The organism is Acinetobacter stercoris, from assembly GCF_900323515.1.
In the GTDB taxonomy this organism is placed as follows: Bacteria; Pseudomonadota; Gammaproteobacteria; order Pseudomonadales; family Moraxellaceae; genus Acinetobacter; species Acinetobacter stercoris.
Map to the genome: position 1 here is coordinate 33341 of NZ_OOGT01000002.1, position 17136 is coordinate 50476.

The following is a 17136-nucleotide window of genomic DNA, read 5'->3' on the forward strand; positions in this document are numbered from 1 at the left end:
CCGAAAATATTAGATGAAAAATTATATAAACTGTATATTATTCTAAAAATTAACGATTTTTTAGGAAGAAATTCGAATATGAATGTGGATGCAATTGATCTTAAAATTCTGAAGTATTTACAGGGCAATGCCCGTTTAAGTAATCAGGAACTTGCAGAACTTGTTAATCTTTCAACGTCTGCGTGTCATCGCCGTGTCAAGATACTTGAAAGTAGCGGGATTATTGAGAAATACCAGGCAAAAGTGAACTATGAAAAGCTAGGCATCAAAATTGAAGCAATTGTTGAAATAAAGTTGGCGCAGTTAACCGAAGATGATCATAAGTTTTTTTTAAGTCAGATCAACGATTTTGATGAGGTTATTAATGCCTATATTATTACTGGCGATTCTAACTATGTACTACATGTTGCAACCAAAGACTTAAACTCATTTTCACAGTTCATTATTAATAAATTAAACAAGATCAAGGGTATTGTAAGTATCAATTCTAAAATTATTTTGGATAAGGTGATTCAGAAACATGTGTTTTAGAAAATAAAGTGGATGATTAACGAGAATTTTTCAGTAATTTTAGGCTAATTATTAATGATTTTTAAATTATAGTGTGTTAAAAAGTTTAGCGAGATCCAGATTTATTAGCATTTATTTAGTTAATGTTAAGCCATATAAATAAAACAATAGCCTATATTTTTTTTATTTTCGTTCTGAGTATATTGTCAGGATGCCAGATTGTGCATCTGCGCGAAAATAGACTAAGCACTTCTTTATCAAATAAAGCAGCTAATTTTTTGACCAGTCACAGGTTCAGTGAATCCAGTCAAGGTACTTTACATAGTATCGGGTTTACTGCTGATCGTTGTCTGGATGATCCAGACCAGTGTGTGTCAGAAATCCAAAAACATCGCTCTATTGAAAAAGATCAGCTATATGCGGCTGCCAGTGAAATCTATCTGGCGAAAGCATCCTTATTGGAGCAAGAGCAAGCTTGTATTGATGCTTTAGCAAATAAAAAACAGTTAACGCCAGCAGCTTCACAATGTATTGATCAGCATTTAGGTATTCTGGATAAAAGCATACGCTATAGTTATATCTATTTATTCAAGTCTGAACAAAGCCCACAAGAACGACTTTTTGACCATCGCCAGATGCAAGTGCGCTCTTTTTATAATGTGGGACTGTCAAAATTAATGACGATTTATTTTGCAAAAAGCCGCTTTGTGAAGTTTCCAGACCAGATTGATCTTGGTGGGGCGCAATACGTATTAAATTTTGCTCAATATCCAGATTTGAAGGATATGCCAATAGATCGGCTTCGTTCCAGTTTTATTATGGGATTTACTGGATTTTACAGTGTCAATCGTCAGGATGGTCTTGGGGCTGAGTTCGTCGCAGTCAAGTCTACACACCATGATCCGGAAGAAAAAAAGTTTATTTTAGATCCTGAACACCATTATCAGTATAGAGTCACTCCAAATATTCATACGGCACGTTATTTACCAGTAACAGCGGTAACTGAACCCGTTGATATGAATGACAATATAGAAAAAATTTTAAGAGGTTCCCGTTTTGAAATAAGAGTGATTGATCCATATCGCTTCCAGACTGCCAATATTAACCAGCATAACTATATTGTTACGGCAAACTATTCTGCTCCTATGGGTTTATGGCTGGCTGAGAATAAGATCGGTTCAGCAGGGTATTGGAGCTTGCTCAATCGTGAACAGCGTTTGGTTATGCCGCACCTGTTTATGATTGAACCTTATCAACCCAATAAAAAAGTGATTGTGATGATTCATGGTTTGGGAAGTAGTCCAGAAGCATGGGTCTCGTTGATGAACAACATCATGGGAGATCGGGTACTACGTGATAATTATCAGGTCTGGCAGATTTTTTATTCGACCAATATGCCAATATTTGAAAGCCGCTTCCAGATATATGCTTTATTAAAACAGGCTTTTGCCCAGACCCAACCACATTCGGCTTCAGCAAAAGATGCAGTTATTATTGGGCATAGCATGGGGGGAGTGATCAGTCGCCTGCTAGTCAGTCAAGGTGATGTTTCAGCTCAGGCGATTCCGTTGATGAGTGAACAGCAGAAGAAGCAACTAGATCATTATCCTATCATTCAGCAGCGGTTCTTATTTAAACCAATCCCACAATTTACCCGGGCGGTTTTTATTGCAGCACCACAAAAGGGAACACCCTATGCAAATCGTTGGTTTACCCAGTTTATTGCTAAGAAAATCATTAGATTGCCGCAAAATTTCATTAATTCTGTAGATGCCAACTTTCGATTAAATGTACAGCAATTCAAACAGGGCTTAATTTATAATGGACCAGGTGACTTAAGCGATAAGTCAAAATTCATGTTACTTACCTCTAATATCGAACCTGTCCATAATGTGGCATTTCACTCGATTATGGGAAATACCACACACCATTCAAGTCCTGTCCAAACTTCAGATGGTATCGTTCCATATAGCAGTTCGCATCTGGATGGTGCTGTTTCTGAAAAGATTATTCATGGTGGGCATTCGATTCAGGAAACTTCAGAAGCTGTTTTTGAGTTAAGACGGATTTTGCGCTTGCATTTAGGAATGAAAGAGATATCTGAAAAATAGATTAATTGTATTTAAATTTACGGTTTTACCGATCTTATAAAATTCAGTATTCTAATTTCACAAACTAAGCAATCCTAGTAAACTGAATTTAGAGGAAATTTTAATGAGTTTGATCAATACAGAAGTTAAACCATTTAACGCAACCGCTTATAAAAATGGTGAGTTTATTGAAGTATCTGAAAAAGACTTTCAAGGTAAATGGTCTGTTGTATTTTTCTATCCTGCCGATTTTACTTTTGTTTGTCCAACAGAATTAGGTGATCTTGCTGATCATTATGCTGAATTTCAAAAATTAGGTGTGGAAATTTATTCAGTATCAACTGATACACATTTTACCCATAAAGCTTGGCATGACAGTTCGGACGAAATCAAAAAAATCCAATATGCAATGGTAGGTGATCCAACCTGGACATTGTCGAAAAACTTTGAAGTGCTCATTGAAGCCGATGGCTTGGCTGATCGCGGTACATTCGTGATTGATCCAAACGGTAAAATCCAGATTATCGAAATCAATGCAGGTGGTGTAGGACGTGATGCGGCAGAACTTTTACGTAAAGTTAAAGCGGCTCAATATGTACATAACCACCCAGGTGAAGTTTGCCCTGCAAAATGGAAAGAAGGTGATGCAACCCTTGCTCCATCAATTGATTTGATTGGTAAAATTTAATCTATTTAAACTGGATATCTTAAAGCCAGGACCAAAAGTCTTGGCTTTTTGTATTATGCATAACCTGAATTGTTTTTAGCCAGCTCACGTAACCCATCTACCAGTGTTTCTATTAGTTTTTGCATTACCAACCGTTGACCTTTTCTTGTTGCATAAACCAGTTGTACTGTTCCGATATTTGAACACCATTCGGGTAGGATGTGGATGAGTTTCCCTTTTCTGATATCTTCTTCAACTGTTAAATAAGGCAGATCAGCAATTCCTAACCCATCTTTGACAGCATAATAAACACCTGCCAAATCGCTACTTTTAATACGTGGCTGTAGTGGAATCTCTACTTCTTCATTATGTTTTAAGTTATGCAGTAACCATTGATAATCAATTTTTTGCGTACCTAGTACAATGCTTGGATATTGATGTAATTCAGAAAAGTTGCTGATGATATTTCCATGAAGCAGTTCAGGGCTGGCAACTAAAACATGTGTCGTTTTAATGACATCCCTAATGATAAAACTTGAATCTTCATTGGCTTGAAAATTGGTTCGTATCGCAAGGTCAATATCATCATGTATAAGATCTACACGTCTACTGGTCAATTCTATTTCAATGTCAACCTTGGGGTATTGTGTCAGAAATTGATTTAATAAATGACGGATCTGAAATTGCATCATAAATGGGGGGCAACTTATTTTAACCAATCCCTGAGGTTCACTTTTTTGATTAAGCAATACATTCTCAGCACATTCAACTTGTGCGAGTATTTTGCAACATTCCTCATAAAACTCTTGCCCTAAAGGTGTGACTTTAAAATATCGTGTAGAACGATGAATAAGATTGACATTAAATTTGCTTTCTAACTCTAATATTCGGCGACTAAGTTTTGATTTTGTAATATCGCTCGCTTCACTTGCTGCACTAAATCCACCGTGTTTAACCACCAGATAAAAGTAATAATAATCGTCAAATGAATGCATAAATTACCTTTAAATTTGTGCAATGTTTTATTTTTTTAGCTGAAAATAAGTATATTGTGTATAACTGGTGAGAGCAAGAAAGCACATACTAGCGCTTTCTTGCTGAAATGTATAAGACTACTTTTGTGATGTATTTTGATTATAACTATTAATAAGATTACGATAATCAGGGATATGATTTGAAAATAATGTGCCCAAACCTTCAATATCATTACGCCAGTCACGATGAAGTTCACATGAGGCACCAAACCATGTCATGAGCTGGGCACCTGCTTGTGACATGCGCTCCCATGCTGAATCACGGGTTAGATGATTAAATGTCCCTGATGCATCAGTAATGACAAAAACTTCAAAATCTTCTTCTAATGCAGATAATGCGGGGAAGGCAACACAAACTTCAGTTACTACGCCTGCTATGATTAATTGTTTTTTTCCTGTTGCCTTGACTGCCTTGACAAAATCTTCATTATCCCAAGCATTAATTTGTCCCGGACGTGCGATATAGGGTGCATCAGGAAACATTTCCTTAAGCTCAGGAACAAGAGGGCCGTTAGGACCTTGCTCAAAGCTGGTCGTTAAAATTGTAGGTAAATTAAAGTACTTAGCGGCTGCTGCGAGCGCTAAAACGTTATTTTTAAATTTATCTGGGTCTATATCTCGTACCAAAGAAAGTAACCCTGTTTGATGATCTACCAATAGAACGGCAGCATTATCCTTATCTAAACGTACATATGGCTTGCCCATTTTAGTGAGTTCCTCTTTTTAAGAAAATTCATGTTTGATCGTGTTTTTGAGTTATGCATTTACCCGATCCAGATTAATGCTAATGAGAACTGCCCGTTTATTAAATGGTTTTTATAAGAATTAAAGTCTCATAATTGGGATAATTACTTCCGAGTTATATTGGTTAATTTATGGTTCAGTAAATACATTGTTCAATAGTGATATTGTCCCATTTTTAGGAAGTAGCGTACCATGCCTTTGAGTGTTTTTAAGCTTGAAAAGCCTTAACATCATCCCATCTTAAGTCCTAGAAATAGGAGAATTGAAATGAGAAAAGTTGTTGGTATATATCGCAACCAAAATATGCATTGGGTTGGAGATGGGTTCCCAGTGAAAAACTTATTCTCCTATGACCGGTTAGGGCAGGCAATTAGTCCTTTTTTACTTTTGGATTATGCTGCTCCTTATCACTTTGAGCCGACAACAGAAAAACATGGTGTAGGCTCTCACCCACATCGTGGTTTTGAAACAGTAACCATTGCATATAATGGGGAAGTGACACACAAAGATTCCAGTGGTGGCGGTGGAACGATTAAAACCGGTGATGTGCAATGGATGACTGCAGGTAGTGGACTGGTACATGAAGAGTTTCATTCTGAAGCGTTTGCCAAAAAGGGCGGTCTTTTTGAAATGGTACAGCTCTGGGTAAATTTACCTGCAAGTGATAAAATGAACCCGCCTAAATATCAGACATTGGCAGCTCAGGATATTCCTGTAATCCCTTTGGATGATGACGCAGGTCAGATGCGTGTTATTGCAGGGAAATATTTAGAATATCAAGGGCCTGCATCTACACATAGCCCTGTGAATGTCTGGGATGGTTCGCTAAAGTCTGAACATGAACACATTATCCATGTCCCGGTTGATCATAATGTGTTGGTGGTATTACTTGAGGGTGAATTGATGATCAATGGTCATCAACAGGTGAAAGATCACTCTATCGTACTTTTTGCACATGATGCAGATCCAGTAATACAACTTGCAGCAATTGAAAATGCACGTTTCCTGGTCTTAACCGGTAAGCCTTTAAATGAACCAATTCAAGGTTATGGTCCATTTGTTATGAACACTAAAGATGAAATTATTCAGGCATTTAATGATTTTAACAATGGAAAGTTTGGACAAATTGCGGTTACTGAGTAAGATAAATGAAAAGTCTTTCAGGAAAAGGCTTTTCATTTTTTTAAATCTGTATGATAAAAGTAGATGAATTTATAATGGGATTTATCAGTATCATAAAGTGGCTGTCATACATCATGTTATGAGCACTGAAAGATGAAGAAATCAAGCAATTTGATTGTTATATTCAATATCTAAAATATCCGTGAAGTTCATCGAAGTATAAGCTGGTTTTGGCAAAATTCACAAAGAAAAAAGGACTCTATCCCACATTATAGAGTCCCTTTTAGCTGATTTATATTTATGCATGGTTCTTATTTTGTGTTGTGTTTTGTGATGTGGTTATCGTTTTTTATAGGCTGCATGATAATTAAAAATCAGAAGTATGTAAATAATTAATTTATATATTAAGTGAAAATATCTGATTATTTTAAAATCAATTTTTTATTATATATTTAATTTTTATTGATTTTTGATATTGATTTTTGAGTATGTATTCGTATCTTTTTTGAACATTTTATGAATGAAGACTTGAGTGGACAACTTTATCGAAAAGTCTTTAGAAAAAAATAATAAAACTGGAACTTTTTAATACCATGTTTTGACCGGGATTGATTCATAATAAAAAAAATGGTCAATTCACGGATAATAACTTTGAATATTGCAGTGATTGGTAGTGGCATGGCTGGGCTCGCTACCGCAAGAATTCTGAAAGATGCTGGACATAATATTACTATCTTTGAAGCCCTACCTGGACGTGGTATGGACAGTCATAGCTTAGAGTTTGAAGGTGGTTTAATCGATGCTCCACTACGTGTGATGAATCCACATTTATGGAAAAATACTTTAAGCCTTGCAACTCATTTGGGGATGACCACTTTTCCTGTACGTACTTATATGGCATGTAGCTGGTTATTTGAAGATAAAACAGAGACTTGGTTAACTACTTCCCGAACCCGTATTGGCAATTTCCCAATTATTAATAATCGCAAAGGGATCAAGCAGTATGGATGGCGTCTTGTTAAAGGCATGTTGCAATTAAAAACGGCAATTCATCAATTCTTCAAGTCTAAAAATCAGGATATTACGCTTGCAGAGTTTATTAATCATAATGAAATAGAGGAAGTGTTTTGGCATGGTGCGGTCATGCCTGTCCTCTATACAATTTGTACTTGTGATCCAAAGACCATTGGGGAATGGCCAGCAAAGCCACTCTTGGTTTTTCTTAAGCAACTGACAGATGGAGATGCATTACTACGGTTAAATGGTGGAACCCCAGCCTTTGTGGATAAACTTATTCAAGGTATAGAGTTACATAGTGGCTCAGCCATTCAGCACGTTGAAGAGCAGGGTGATCAGGTTGTAGTTAGAAATGAAGATGGTGACGAGTTCTTATTTGATAAAGTTGTTGTCGCTACCCCAACCACCAAACTGGAAGATTTCTTAAATAAGGATCAATTTGCTGAAGATATCAAACTGCTTAAACAGTTTAAGTTTGAAGATGGTGAATTGGTCATGCATACCGACGCAACAGTTATGCCACCAAATCGTAAAGACTGGTGTGTACTCAGTTATATGATGGATCGTCAATTTACCAAGCAACAATTTACTGTTTGGTTAAACTCTATTGAACCGAGTTTAGTTGGTAAAACACCTGTATTCCAGACATGGCGTCCAGTAACATCTATTGATCCTAAAAAAGTGATTTCTAGTGTGACCTTAACTCGTGCAGTTGTAGACTCCCAGACTGTTGCATTGAATAAAGAGATTCAGGAGCGTCATAAGCAACCAAACCGTAAAGTGTTTTATTGTGGTTCATGGTCATGCGATGGATTACCTATTTTGGAGTCAGCAGTGACCTCGGCGATGCATATTGCACAAATCTTTGGCGCACCGTTGCCTTTTGAAGGGTTGAAACCTAAAGTTGAGGTTGCTCCGCAGCTCGGTTATTAGGTTGATTAAATGAAATGGCTCCAAGTAATACAGCAACAGTTTCCTAAACATAAATATGCGATCAATGCCAAACAATTAGGAGATAAATCGCTATTTGCTTGGAGTAATTTAGGGTATTGGGCGCATTCACAGAATGCTCAGCTTTCATATCCACAAGCCTGTAAACAACTTGCACAACATTTGGCAGACAGTATTCATTTGTATAGTACTGATCGACTTCTGGATTTGGGGTGTGGGCAGGGGGCTAGCCTGAATCTCTGGTTAGAGTACTATAATATTCAGCATCTTCAGGCTGTAGAATTACAAGCTGAGTGTGTTGATACTATCCGCAACCATTTGCCACAATTAGAACAGATTTATTGTCATTCATTTTTAGACTTACAACATATTCCATTTTCAGAAAAGTTTACAGCAGTGATCTGCATAGATGCTGCATATCATAGTAACTTGCATCAATTTTTAAATAGTGTGGTAGCAGTTTTACAGCCCAATGGACGTATTGCCTTTCATTATTTAATGTTTTCTGAAAAATGGTATCATTTATCGACACTGCAAAAAGAGAAATATCGATTTTTACTGAAAACCGCAGCAGTCGATTTATTTCATATCTATAGTCATGATCGAACTTTACAAATTTTAGCTCAACATCAGTTTCAGCAAGTGCAGGTAGAGGATATTTCTGAGTCTGTATTGAATGGCTTTGCGCAATATATTAAACAGGCCAGGTTTGAGTATGGAGAGTATCCATTACTCGATACATTTAAAATCAAGATGACAGCGAAGCTTTGCAGGAAACTATATGAAGATGGGATAGTGCGTTATATTCAAGTTAATGCAGTAAAATATGGAGAAGAATAAATGCAACAATATTCAGGGGGGGGGCTTCTGTGGTGCTGTACGTTATGAAACAATAGCTAAGCCCAGATACAGTATTAATTGCCATTGTCGAGATTGTCAAAAAATAACAGGTAGTGCTTATGCACCTTTGCTTTCATTTTTTCAATCGGAAGTAATAATAAAAGGAAAAGTTCAGTACTTTGATTCAAATGGAAAGTCAGGCAAAAGGGTGCGACGCGGATTTTGTCCTAAATGTGGTTCTCGGTTATTCAGTTTACCTGAAATGTTAGCTGGTATTATTTCTATACATGTTGGAACATTGGATGAACCAAACTTATTTGAACCCAAAGCAGAGTTATTTATTAGCCAAGCAAATCACTGGGATGTATTAAATCCGAATATTTTACATTTTGAAGAATTGGCAAAGAAATAAGATAAAGATGAGAAAAAAATGGTGCCGACACTCGGATTCGAACTGAGGACCTACTGATTACAAGTCAGTTGCTCTACCAACTGAGCTATGTCGGCTTTGATGCGAGAATTCTACAGAATCTCTTTAAGATTGCAAGCTAAAAAATGAACATTTGAACCCAAAACACGCCTTAAGACAATCAAGAATAAATGGAGTTGATGATTTTTGATCAAGAGTGTTGTCACAATACAAAAAAGTTCAAAGATAGGTACTTGAAAATAGCTCACTCGACAGTGAGCTATTGAAAGAATAAATATTTAGAGATTAAGGAAGAGAATAGACTGAATATTCCTTAAAACTGTGAATGGGGAAACGTTTTTTGGGATTTAAAGAGACGGACATTATTTACTCCTTAAAATTTGATCAAGATCCTGTGCACATTCTTCTAGGGTTAGAGCCATATCCATTTGCATTTGGGGCTTGAGTTCATTTGCGAGTTTTCTCCATTCGTTGATGAGCCGCATTGCCTTTTGTATCTTATGTTTATTGATGTCTTTCGCAATAGTGGGTGTATAACCACCACGTTTAGCATTTTTGATTTGTCTTACATAATTAGCGCTGTTATTCATTCTCGCTCCCGAATAGCAGTATTCCTATGTTTTCAACGAGCTTTTTAATTGCGTGGTTACCGCAAGGTTATTTTAAAACATAAACATTGCAGCTATGTGATAGCTAATTTGTAGTTTTTTATTTCTAAATATAAATATCAAGCAGTCTGACTGATTAAAAGATATCAATCCTTTATGTTCTTTGAAGGTAGTACTTTTGGAAGCAGTATATTTAAATTTTTCTTTGGCAGTTCTAACAGTTTTAAGGCATTTGATTTGCGCATAAAGAATTTTAAAATAATAGATCCGATATAAATTATACTGATCATAAGGATCAGACTGATTGTCCCCCATATTATTGCAAGGTGGGTATGCTGTTTAAGATCAATACCAATATCAACGAAATAAAGCATATAAATCATAAATAAATAGGCAAAAATGCCGCTGGCAGAAAATAATGCAGCGCCAATATTTTCTGATTTTTTTGCCTCTTTAAAGGAAATCGGTCTAATCAATTCAAAGCCTTGGGTTTCTTCGTTGAAATGCACGAAGGATCGACAGTTTTTATAAATTCTTGCAGCAAAATGACTGTGAACCAAACTTTTGAAATATTTTAGGATAAATAGATTTTCTTCATTAATGTTAAGGTCTCTTTGTAAAATAGCAGTTTGTAATTCGTATTGAAATGCAGCTTTATCTGTTTCGGATAAATAAGGAGATTCAAGGTTTTTCTTAAGTTCCATTATTTTTTTAGATTTAAGATGATGATNCATCCCAAAGATATCTTGAAACATTTCGCTGTCTTTAATTTTTTTATAAGTTGTACATAAGATAACGAATAGAGGGATGCATATTGCAAACCAAGCACCACCTGCAATCATAGTCAAGAAATTTTGCATATCGAAAGCTCTGATCAATGTTTTTTTATAGCTTAGTTTTTTGGATAGATAAGTAAATATTTAAAGATGTATTGAGCGACATCTAATGTCGTATAAAATTCAAACAATATGACCTTGTTCTTATCTATATAAATTTTCTACATTATATGTAGGCATGGGAATATCATTGGCTTATCTTTAGTGTTTTTGATGATGTTTGGAAAGATCATATTCATAGAGAGCTATATATTTTAAAAGGATGAAAAAGGATATAAAATAGACAAGATTTGAATTGTTCAGTAAAATTTAAAAGTATCTATAATTAAAAAATTTAATCATGTTTAATAACATTTATACAGCATTAGAACAGCTTGGTCTAACTGCTCAAAAACGTTCAATTCACGTTTTATTTTCAAATGAGTCTTTGAACTCGAAAGTTTTTCTACAATATGTTGAAGGTCAACATACACTTAATGAAGGTCTACATGCGACTTTAGTTTGTTTGTCGACTGATGCTTCAATTCCTTTGAAGCAGTTCATTGGTGTGCAAGTAGCAGTAGATACTGTAACAGACCAGGGTTTATTAAGCCGTCAAACAGGGATTATCACAGGTGCGGATGTTGGGCAATCTGATGGAAGCTTGACGCTCTATAAACTGGAAATGCAGGATGCCAGTAGCTTATTTAAACACAGACGAAACAGTCGTGTTTTTATGAATAAAAGTGTACGTGATGTTGTTGAGATATTATTCACTGAATGGAAAAATAAAAGTCCGCTGTTTGCATCCAGTTTGACTTTGGATATGAGTGGGCTAGCCAAAGAATATGATATTCGCCCATTTACTATGCAGCATAATCAGACAGACTGGGAGTTTTTAACCAATTTGTTGCGTTCCGAGTCTATCAGCTGGTTGGTTGATGAAGCTCAATTAATTGTTCCCACTAGCTCAACCCAGATACAGGCTCAAAAGTTTCGTTTAATTGATGATAATGCACACTATCAGGCTTTAGAGCGAAGAAAGATAAAATATCATCGCAGTAGTGCTACAGAAACCCAAGATAGTATAACCAGCTTTATTGGTCAAAGATCATTACAACCTACATCTGTGTATATCAACCGTTGGCAAGCAGATGTATTGGATATCGATGAAGGGGCTGGATCTGTTCTTGGTACACAAAAGCATTCTGCTCATTATGATTCCGCAAGTTTGGGGCTGGAGGATGCATGGCATTTTTCACCTGCCTGGATGCAAGATTTAAAAGGTGAAGATGGCGCAACTGCATCAGGAAATCGTCAGGTAGAGCGATTTAATCAGAACTTGAGCAATTATCATAATAATCAGGCAAAACAGTTTGTAGCACAATCAACAGTGCGTGATGCGCAAGTTGGATATTGGTTTGAGTTTGAAGATCATCCTGAGATTGATCAACATTCAGGAGATGACAAGGAATTTTTAATTACTGGAAAGTCTTATTATAGTCAAAATAATCTGCCAAAAGATCTGACCGAACAGGTCAATATTCTATTGGGTCAAAGCCAGTGGAATTTAGAAAATATTGCAAATAATACTGAGCGCCAAGCCAATCAACTGATTTTGCAAAGACGAAATATTCCAATTACACCTGAATATAATCCACTTGAACATCGGGCCAAAGCATATCCACAGAGGGCAAAAGTTGTTGGTCCTGCTGGAGAAGAAATCTACGTGGATGAATGGGGACGTATCAAGGTACGTTTCTTGTTTACCAGAAGCGATGATCATCAACATGATGGAGGTGCAGGGACTAACGATAATGATACGGATTCTGCATGGGTGGATGTAGTTACACCTTGGGCTGGTGAAGGCTATGGTGTACGTTTTTTACCACGTATAGGTGAAATCGTTGTTGTTGATTTTATGGATGGGAATATTGACCGCCCATTTGTGATAGGACGTTTGCACGAAGCACAACGTAGCCCGACCAGATTTGATATTAAAGGACAGCTTCCAGATACACGTAGATTGAGTGGGATTCGTTCAAATGAAATTGGTGGAAGCGGCTTTGGTCAGCTACGTTTTGATGATACTTCTGGACAGATTAGTACCCAGTTACAAAGTAGTCATGCTGCGAGTCAGTTAAATCTGGGAAAACTCAGCCATCCTAAAGAAACCGAAACATCGGATGACCGAGGTGAAGGCTTTGAGCTTCGAACGGATCAATGGGGAGCCGTTCGGGCAGGTGATGGTTTATTGATTTCAACCTATAAACAGGATCAAGCCAGTGCAGATCATCTGGATGCTCAGGATGCTAAGAAACAGTTTGAAAGTAACCAAAATAATGCTAAAGCTTTAAGTGAAGTTGCCAAAAATCAGCAAACAGATGAGCTTGAATCCTTAGAACAGCTCAAAGCGTTTGCTGAACAGATTCAGGAAAAAATAGCCAAATTTAATCAAGCCATGATGCTATTAACCTCCCCATCAGGCATTGGTTTAAGTACTGCTGAAGATATTCATATTTCTGCGGATGCACAAATTAATCAAATTGCGGGTGATAGTATTAACTTGAGTACCCAGAAAAATTTGATTGCACATGCTCAAAATAAAATCAGTTTGTTTGCAGCACAAGAAGGTGCAAGGTTATATGCAGGAAAAGGTAAAGTTGAAGTTCAGGCTCAAGGTGATGGCCTAGATCTGATCGCACGAAAAGGTATTCAAATCACATCAACAGAAGATGTTATAGAGATAAAAGCCAATAAGAAAATTTTATTGACAGCTGGTGGGTCACAAATTGAAATTAGTGGTAGTGGTATTTTACCGACGACAGGTGGCAAGTTTGAGGTGAAGGCTGGGCAGCATTTGTTTATGGGCGGGGCGAGTGTTTCAGCAAATTTGCCTGCCTTACCAATGGTAAATTTACCCCCGAAAGAACTCGAATTAAGTTATCTGTATGATGATTTAAAGCCAGTAGCTCTAGCGCCATATAAGCTTATGTTTGAAGATGGTTCAATACAGGAAGGGATGTTAGACGCAGATGGATATGCAAAAGTGACTGTACCTGCTGATAAGCTGCAACCAAAAGTTTATTATGGATTTAGTAGCTTGGCGGCTAAACCAGATAAAGAAAAAGTTGAGAATCCATTTAAAAATAATAAGGTTATGAGCGTGGCAGAAGCGGAGCAATTAATAGAACAATACAATAAACAGGAGATGGATATGCTTCTGGATGATTATTTCCCTGATGAAATTGAAGCAATGGTCAATGGAGATGACATGGAGTTTGATGATCATATTGAAAATTATGAAGAACAAATAATTGCTCAAGAGAATAATAAAAATGATGAAATTGAAGATAATGCTGAGGAAATACCACTAACAGATAACTCATCTTTAAGTTTAGGAGATGATGCATGAATACAGCAGTTGCTAAAGCACCGGCACGACAAATCAGGGTCACCCAAAAGGGTGAGGAGTCCGCTGCACAGTGGATTAAAGGTGTACTTGATGGAAGTGGGTCAAGTCCTGCACAGATTATTGTTGCTGTTGTAATTGGCTGTATTCCTTTTGTTGGACAAGGTGTTGATGTCGGCAATGTTATTGTGTCAGTTGTCAAAATAGCAGAAAAACCTGATGATAAAGATAACTGGTTTGATTTGGTATTTAATTTAGTTGCATTTGTTCCTGTAGCAGGTGATGGTTTAAAAATTGTTTTTAAACAACTACGCTCAGGCAAAGCCATGGGTGCAATCCTTGATGCTATTCCAAGTAAAAAATTACGAGGCGATGTAGATAATTGGTTTAAAAATTTGAATTGGGCTGCATATACCAGAGAGATTCAGGGAACCTGTAACAAGATTATTGATGGTTTGATCGATGTTTTTGATAGCTGGTTAACCCGAGCCGTATTGGGTCAAGCTCGATTAAAAACCTTAGTTACACAGTTGCGTCAAATGAAACAGTTAGCAAGTCGACAGATTGAGCTGGTGATGAAGGATTTACAGGCAGCCCAGAGAAAAGCTTTAGCTACGCCTTATCCCAATACGACTGCCAGAGCGCCAATTGTAGCGAGAACACCTGCGCCAGCTCCTAAAGCACCCGCAACTCCTGTGCCAAAACCTAAAACACCAGCTCCAGCACCCAAAGCGACAGCAACTCCTGCCCCTAAAGCTAAAAACGTTAGCCAGACTCCCGCACCAAAAACTAGGCAAGAAGGGAAAGTTGTAAAAGATACGGCTGGAAATACCGCAAAAACAAGAACTAAAAACGTTGCGAATAAACGGAAAGAAAAAAGACGGAGCAATAAAGAACTCGGTTCAGGAGGAGAGCATATTACAGATTATTATTATGTGAAGCGAATGAAAAGCCGATCTAAAATCAATAATAATGGTGTGTTATATGAATATCATGATAGTGGGCATAATGGTATAGATCATGTTTGGCATAGTAATAGGATTGGGCATACGTATAGAATTACTGATAGTAAAGCAACCAATTTAGCTAATCATAGAAAGTTAACAACAGCCAAAGCAGCGATTACTGCATTACGTATGGGTTTGGATGTTTATATGAAATCTGGGCAGGAAGGAAAAGTTAAAAATGCGGTTGGTAGAACTAATAATGACGGTGTCCAAATGTCACATTTATGGATATCAAGAAAAATAGATTCATCAAAAATTATTACTACTCATAGTTCTTTAATTAGGCAGATAAAAGTTTGGGAAAGAGCTAGATTCTCTCCTTCATCGACAAAAATTTTTACTGGAGGGAAACCTAAAACCGTTGCTGTACAATGCCCTTATGATAGAAGTTTAGTTACAATTACAGGGAATTTATTTGATCATCATAGTAAATGTAAAGGCCTGGATAAACCGAAATGTACGCGTACAGTTACGGCACATGCGATAAAATTAGAGTTTGTTTTACCAAATGATATGTTACCGGAGTAAAAAGTGGAAAATGATTTAAATATAGACTGGCAACAATGGTTTGAAACAAAAAATTTTGACAGTAATACATACAGAGATAGTTTAATGACAGATGATCTTTATAATGATCATTTTGAAGATCTATTTAATGGGATTTATTCTGTAACTGATGGTTTTTTAGCTTACCAAAATACTGCCAAACCTAGTGATTTGATGGTAAGTGGAAGAAGAAGAATTATCGATGTCCTAGACTTTTTTTCATTACAATATTCATGCGGTGCTAATATTAATATAATAAAGAATATGTATTCTTATTTATTAGATTGGGTTGAACAATATGCAGAAGTCCACAAATCATACCATTTAAGTAAAGAAGCTGAGGGTCGTTTTGTATGGCATATTGCACTTGGAACTGAAGATTATTGGTATATTGCTTTACGTTTAATATGTTTTGGTTTACTTACTGGCTATGCGGATCAAATGTCTCGGATCATGCTAGTTATTGATTATAGAGAAGCCGAATCCGAAGGTCAGGAAAAAGATGGATTGCTTGAGCGTTTAGTTGAACCATTTGTGGCAGACCGCGGTATTCCACCAGATGAAGCACGACGCCATTTACCTTATCGAAAACTTTTTAAAGTTTTTAGTGCAGATTCAGAACAACGTCCTGCTTTAATGTTGCAATATCTGGACGACTGGTATGAAGCTAGTCGTCGAGAACCTTATCATGACCAGCATCCACAAGCCGATATAAGATCTGGAATTAGCTATTACGGTTATTGGTCATGGGAAGCGGCTGCTGTAACATGGTTGCTGGATATTGATGATAGTCTATACCGCGAACATCAGTTTTATCCAAAAGATCTGGTTGATTTTGCAAGAGCGCAATCAAGTTCACAATCACAAGAAGATCTGGAACGACTTAAAGTTAAGGGTGGAGACAAAGCATTACGTACAGGATACTGGACTACACCAGCAAGACCGAATCATCGTGAATACATTAAACAAGGTGATATTTTACCGACACTTTCAGAAGCCGATTGGGGCGAAGTGTATTGGCATTTTGATGGAGAGGGATGAGCTATTTAATTTTGATACGTTATTTATGGATGTTAGTAGATAGCTTAAACACGATAATTAGGGCAATTTAGTCAGTTACTGAATTTATTAAGCCCTTCTCAATACGGTGTAGTCCCGTAGAAACCAAATCTGGTGAGTACCTCTTTTCCTTTCCCCCCTAGGTGTGGGGGATTTCAATAGATGCTATAAGGTTGCATAAGACAACAAAAAAAAGCCTAAATCCTTTAGATTTAAGCTCTTTAAGACCTCATGAATCATCATGAGAGTAGAATATGGCGAGAGAGGGAATCTAATTTTTATTA

13 protein-coding genes and 1 tRNA gene are annotated in these 17136 nt (G+C 36.8%); 10 read left to right on the forward strand and 4 right to left on the reverse strand.

What is annotated here, in order from left to right:
• The first annotated feature begins 78 nt into the window (after positions 1 to 78).
• The 3 genes from gigD (at position 79) to ahpC (ending at position 3288) form a co-directional block, all read left to right on the forward strand.
• The gene (gigD, locus tag KPC_RS00355) at positions 79 to 531 is read left to right on the forward strand and encodes an Lrp/AsnC family transcriptional regulator GigD (RefSeq protein ID WP_121972481.1); all 453 of its coding nucleotides are present in this window, start codon (positions 79 to 81) and stop codon (positions 529 to 531) included.
• Between the two features lie 257 nt (positions 532 to 788).
• Positions 789 to 2621, forward strand: a complete 1833-nt coding sequence (locus tag KPC_RS00360) for a lipase family alpha/beta hydrolase (RefSeq protein ID WP_407641960.1) — start codon at positions 789 to 791, stop codon at positions 2619 to 2621.
• A 103-nt stretch (positions 2622 to 2724) separates the two neighbouring features.
• Positions 2725 to 3288, forward strand: coding sequence for an alkyl hydroperoxide reductase subunit C (gene ahpC, locus KPC_RS00365; RefSeq protein ID WP_121972470.1), 564 nt, complete (start codon positions 2725 to 2727; stop codon positions 3286 to 3288).
• Positions 3289 to 3341: 53 nt separating this feature from the next.
• Here ahpC and KPC_RS00370 read toward each other — a convergent pair whose 3' ends face one another.
• Together KPC_RS00370 and ycaC are read right to left on the reverse strand one after the other, a co-directional pair.
• Positions 3342 to 4262: a LysR substrate-binding domain-containing protein gene (locus KPC_RS00370; RefSeq protein ID WP_121972471.1), complete on the reverse strand. Its 921-nt coding sequence runs from the start codon at positions 4260 to 4262 to the stop codon at positions 3342 to 3344.
• A gap of 117 nt (positions 4263 to 4379) precedes the next feature.
• A complete protein-coding gene (gene ycaC, locus KPC_RS00375; RefSeq protein ID WP_121972472.1) occupies positions 4380 to 5006 on the reverse strand; it encodes an isochorismate family cysteine hydrolase YcaC in 627 nt (208 codons plus the stop codon).
• A gap of 306 nt (positions 5007 to 5312) precedes the next feature.
• On the opposite strand from ycaC, the gene KPC_RS00380 reads away from it, so the two are divergent.
• From KPC_RS00380 to KPC_RS00395, 4 genes are all read left to right on the forward strand, one after another.
• A complete protein-coding gene (locus KPC_RS00380) occupies positions 5313 to 6188 on the forward strand; it encodes a pirin family protein (protein WP_121972473.1) in 876 nt (291 codons plus the stop codon).
• A 630-nt stretch (positions 6189 to 6818) separates the two neighbouring features.
• Positions 6819 to 8117, forward strand: a complete 1299-nt coding sequence (locus tag KPC_RS00385; RefSeq protein ID WP_213065868.1) for an FAD-dependent oxidoreductase — start codon at positions 6819 to 6821, stop codon at positions 8115 to 8117.
• A 9-nt stretch (positions 8118 to 8126) separates the two neighbouring features.
• The gene (locus tag KPC_RS00390) at positions 8127 to 8975 is read left to right on the forward strand and encodes a class I SAM-dependent methyltransferase (protein ID WP_121972475.1); all 849 of its coding nucleotides are present in this window, start codon (positions 8127 to 8129) and stop codon (positions 8973 to 8975) included.
• The gene (locus KPC_RS00395) at positions 8962 to 9387 is read left to right on the forward strand and encodes a GFA family protein (RefSeq protein ID WP_121972476.1); all 426 of its coding nucleotides are present in this window, start codon (positions 8962 to 8964) and stop codon (positions 9385 to 9387) included. Before KPC_RS00390 ends, KPC_RS00395 begins: the two co-directional genes overlap by 14 nt.
• Before the next feature lie 19 nt (positions 9388 to 9406).
• Here KPC_RS00395 and KPC_RS00400 read toward each other — a convergent pair.
• Positions 9407 to 9482: transfer RNA gene (locus KPC_RS00400), tRNA-Thr, on the reverse strand.
• 285 nt (positions 9483 to 9767) lie between these two features.
• Positions 9768 to 9995, reverse strand: a complete 228-nt coding sequence (locus KPC_RS00405; protein ID WP_121972477.1) for a hypothetical protein — start codon at positions 9993 to 9995, stop codon at positions 9768 to 9770.
• Positions 9996 to 11189: 1194 nt separating this feature from the next.
• On the opposite strand from KPC_RS00405, the gene KPC_RS00415 reads away from it, so the two are divergent.
• The 3 genes from KPC_RS00415 to KPC_RS00425 are packed head-to-tail and all read left to right on the forward strand — an operon-like array spanning position 11190 to position 16834.
• Positions 11190 to 14243, forward strand: coding sequence for a DUF2345 domain-containing protein (locus KPC_RS00415; protein WP_171334385.1), 3054 nt, complete (start codon positions 11190 to 11192; stop codon positions 14241 to 14243).
• On the forward strand, positions 14240 to 15775 hold the full coding sequence (locus KPC_RS00420; protein WP_121972480.1) for a hypothetical protein: 1536 nt from the start codon (positions 14240 to 14242) through the stop codon (positions 15773 to 15775). The genes KPC_RS00415 and KPC_RS00420 overlap by 4 nt, the downstream gene beginning before the upstream one ends.
• A gap of 3 nt (positions 15776 to 15778) precedes the next feature.
• On the forward strand, positions 15779 to 16834 hold the full coding sequence (locus KPC_RS00425) for a PoNe immunity protein domain-containing protein (RefSeq protein WP_228212103.1): 1056 nt from the start codon (positions 15779 to 15781) through the stop codon (positions 16832 to 16834).
• Positions 16835 to 17136: the final 302 nt, after the last annotated feature.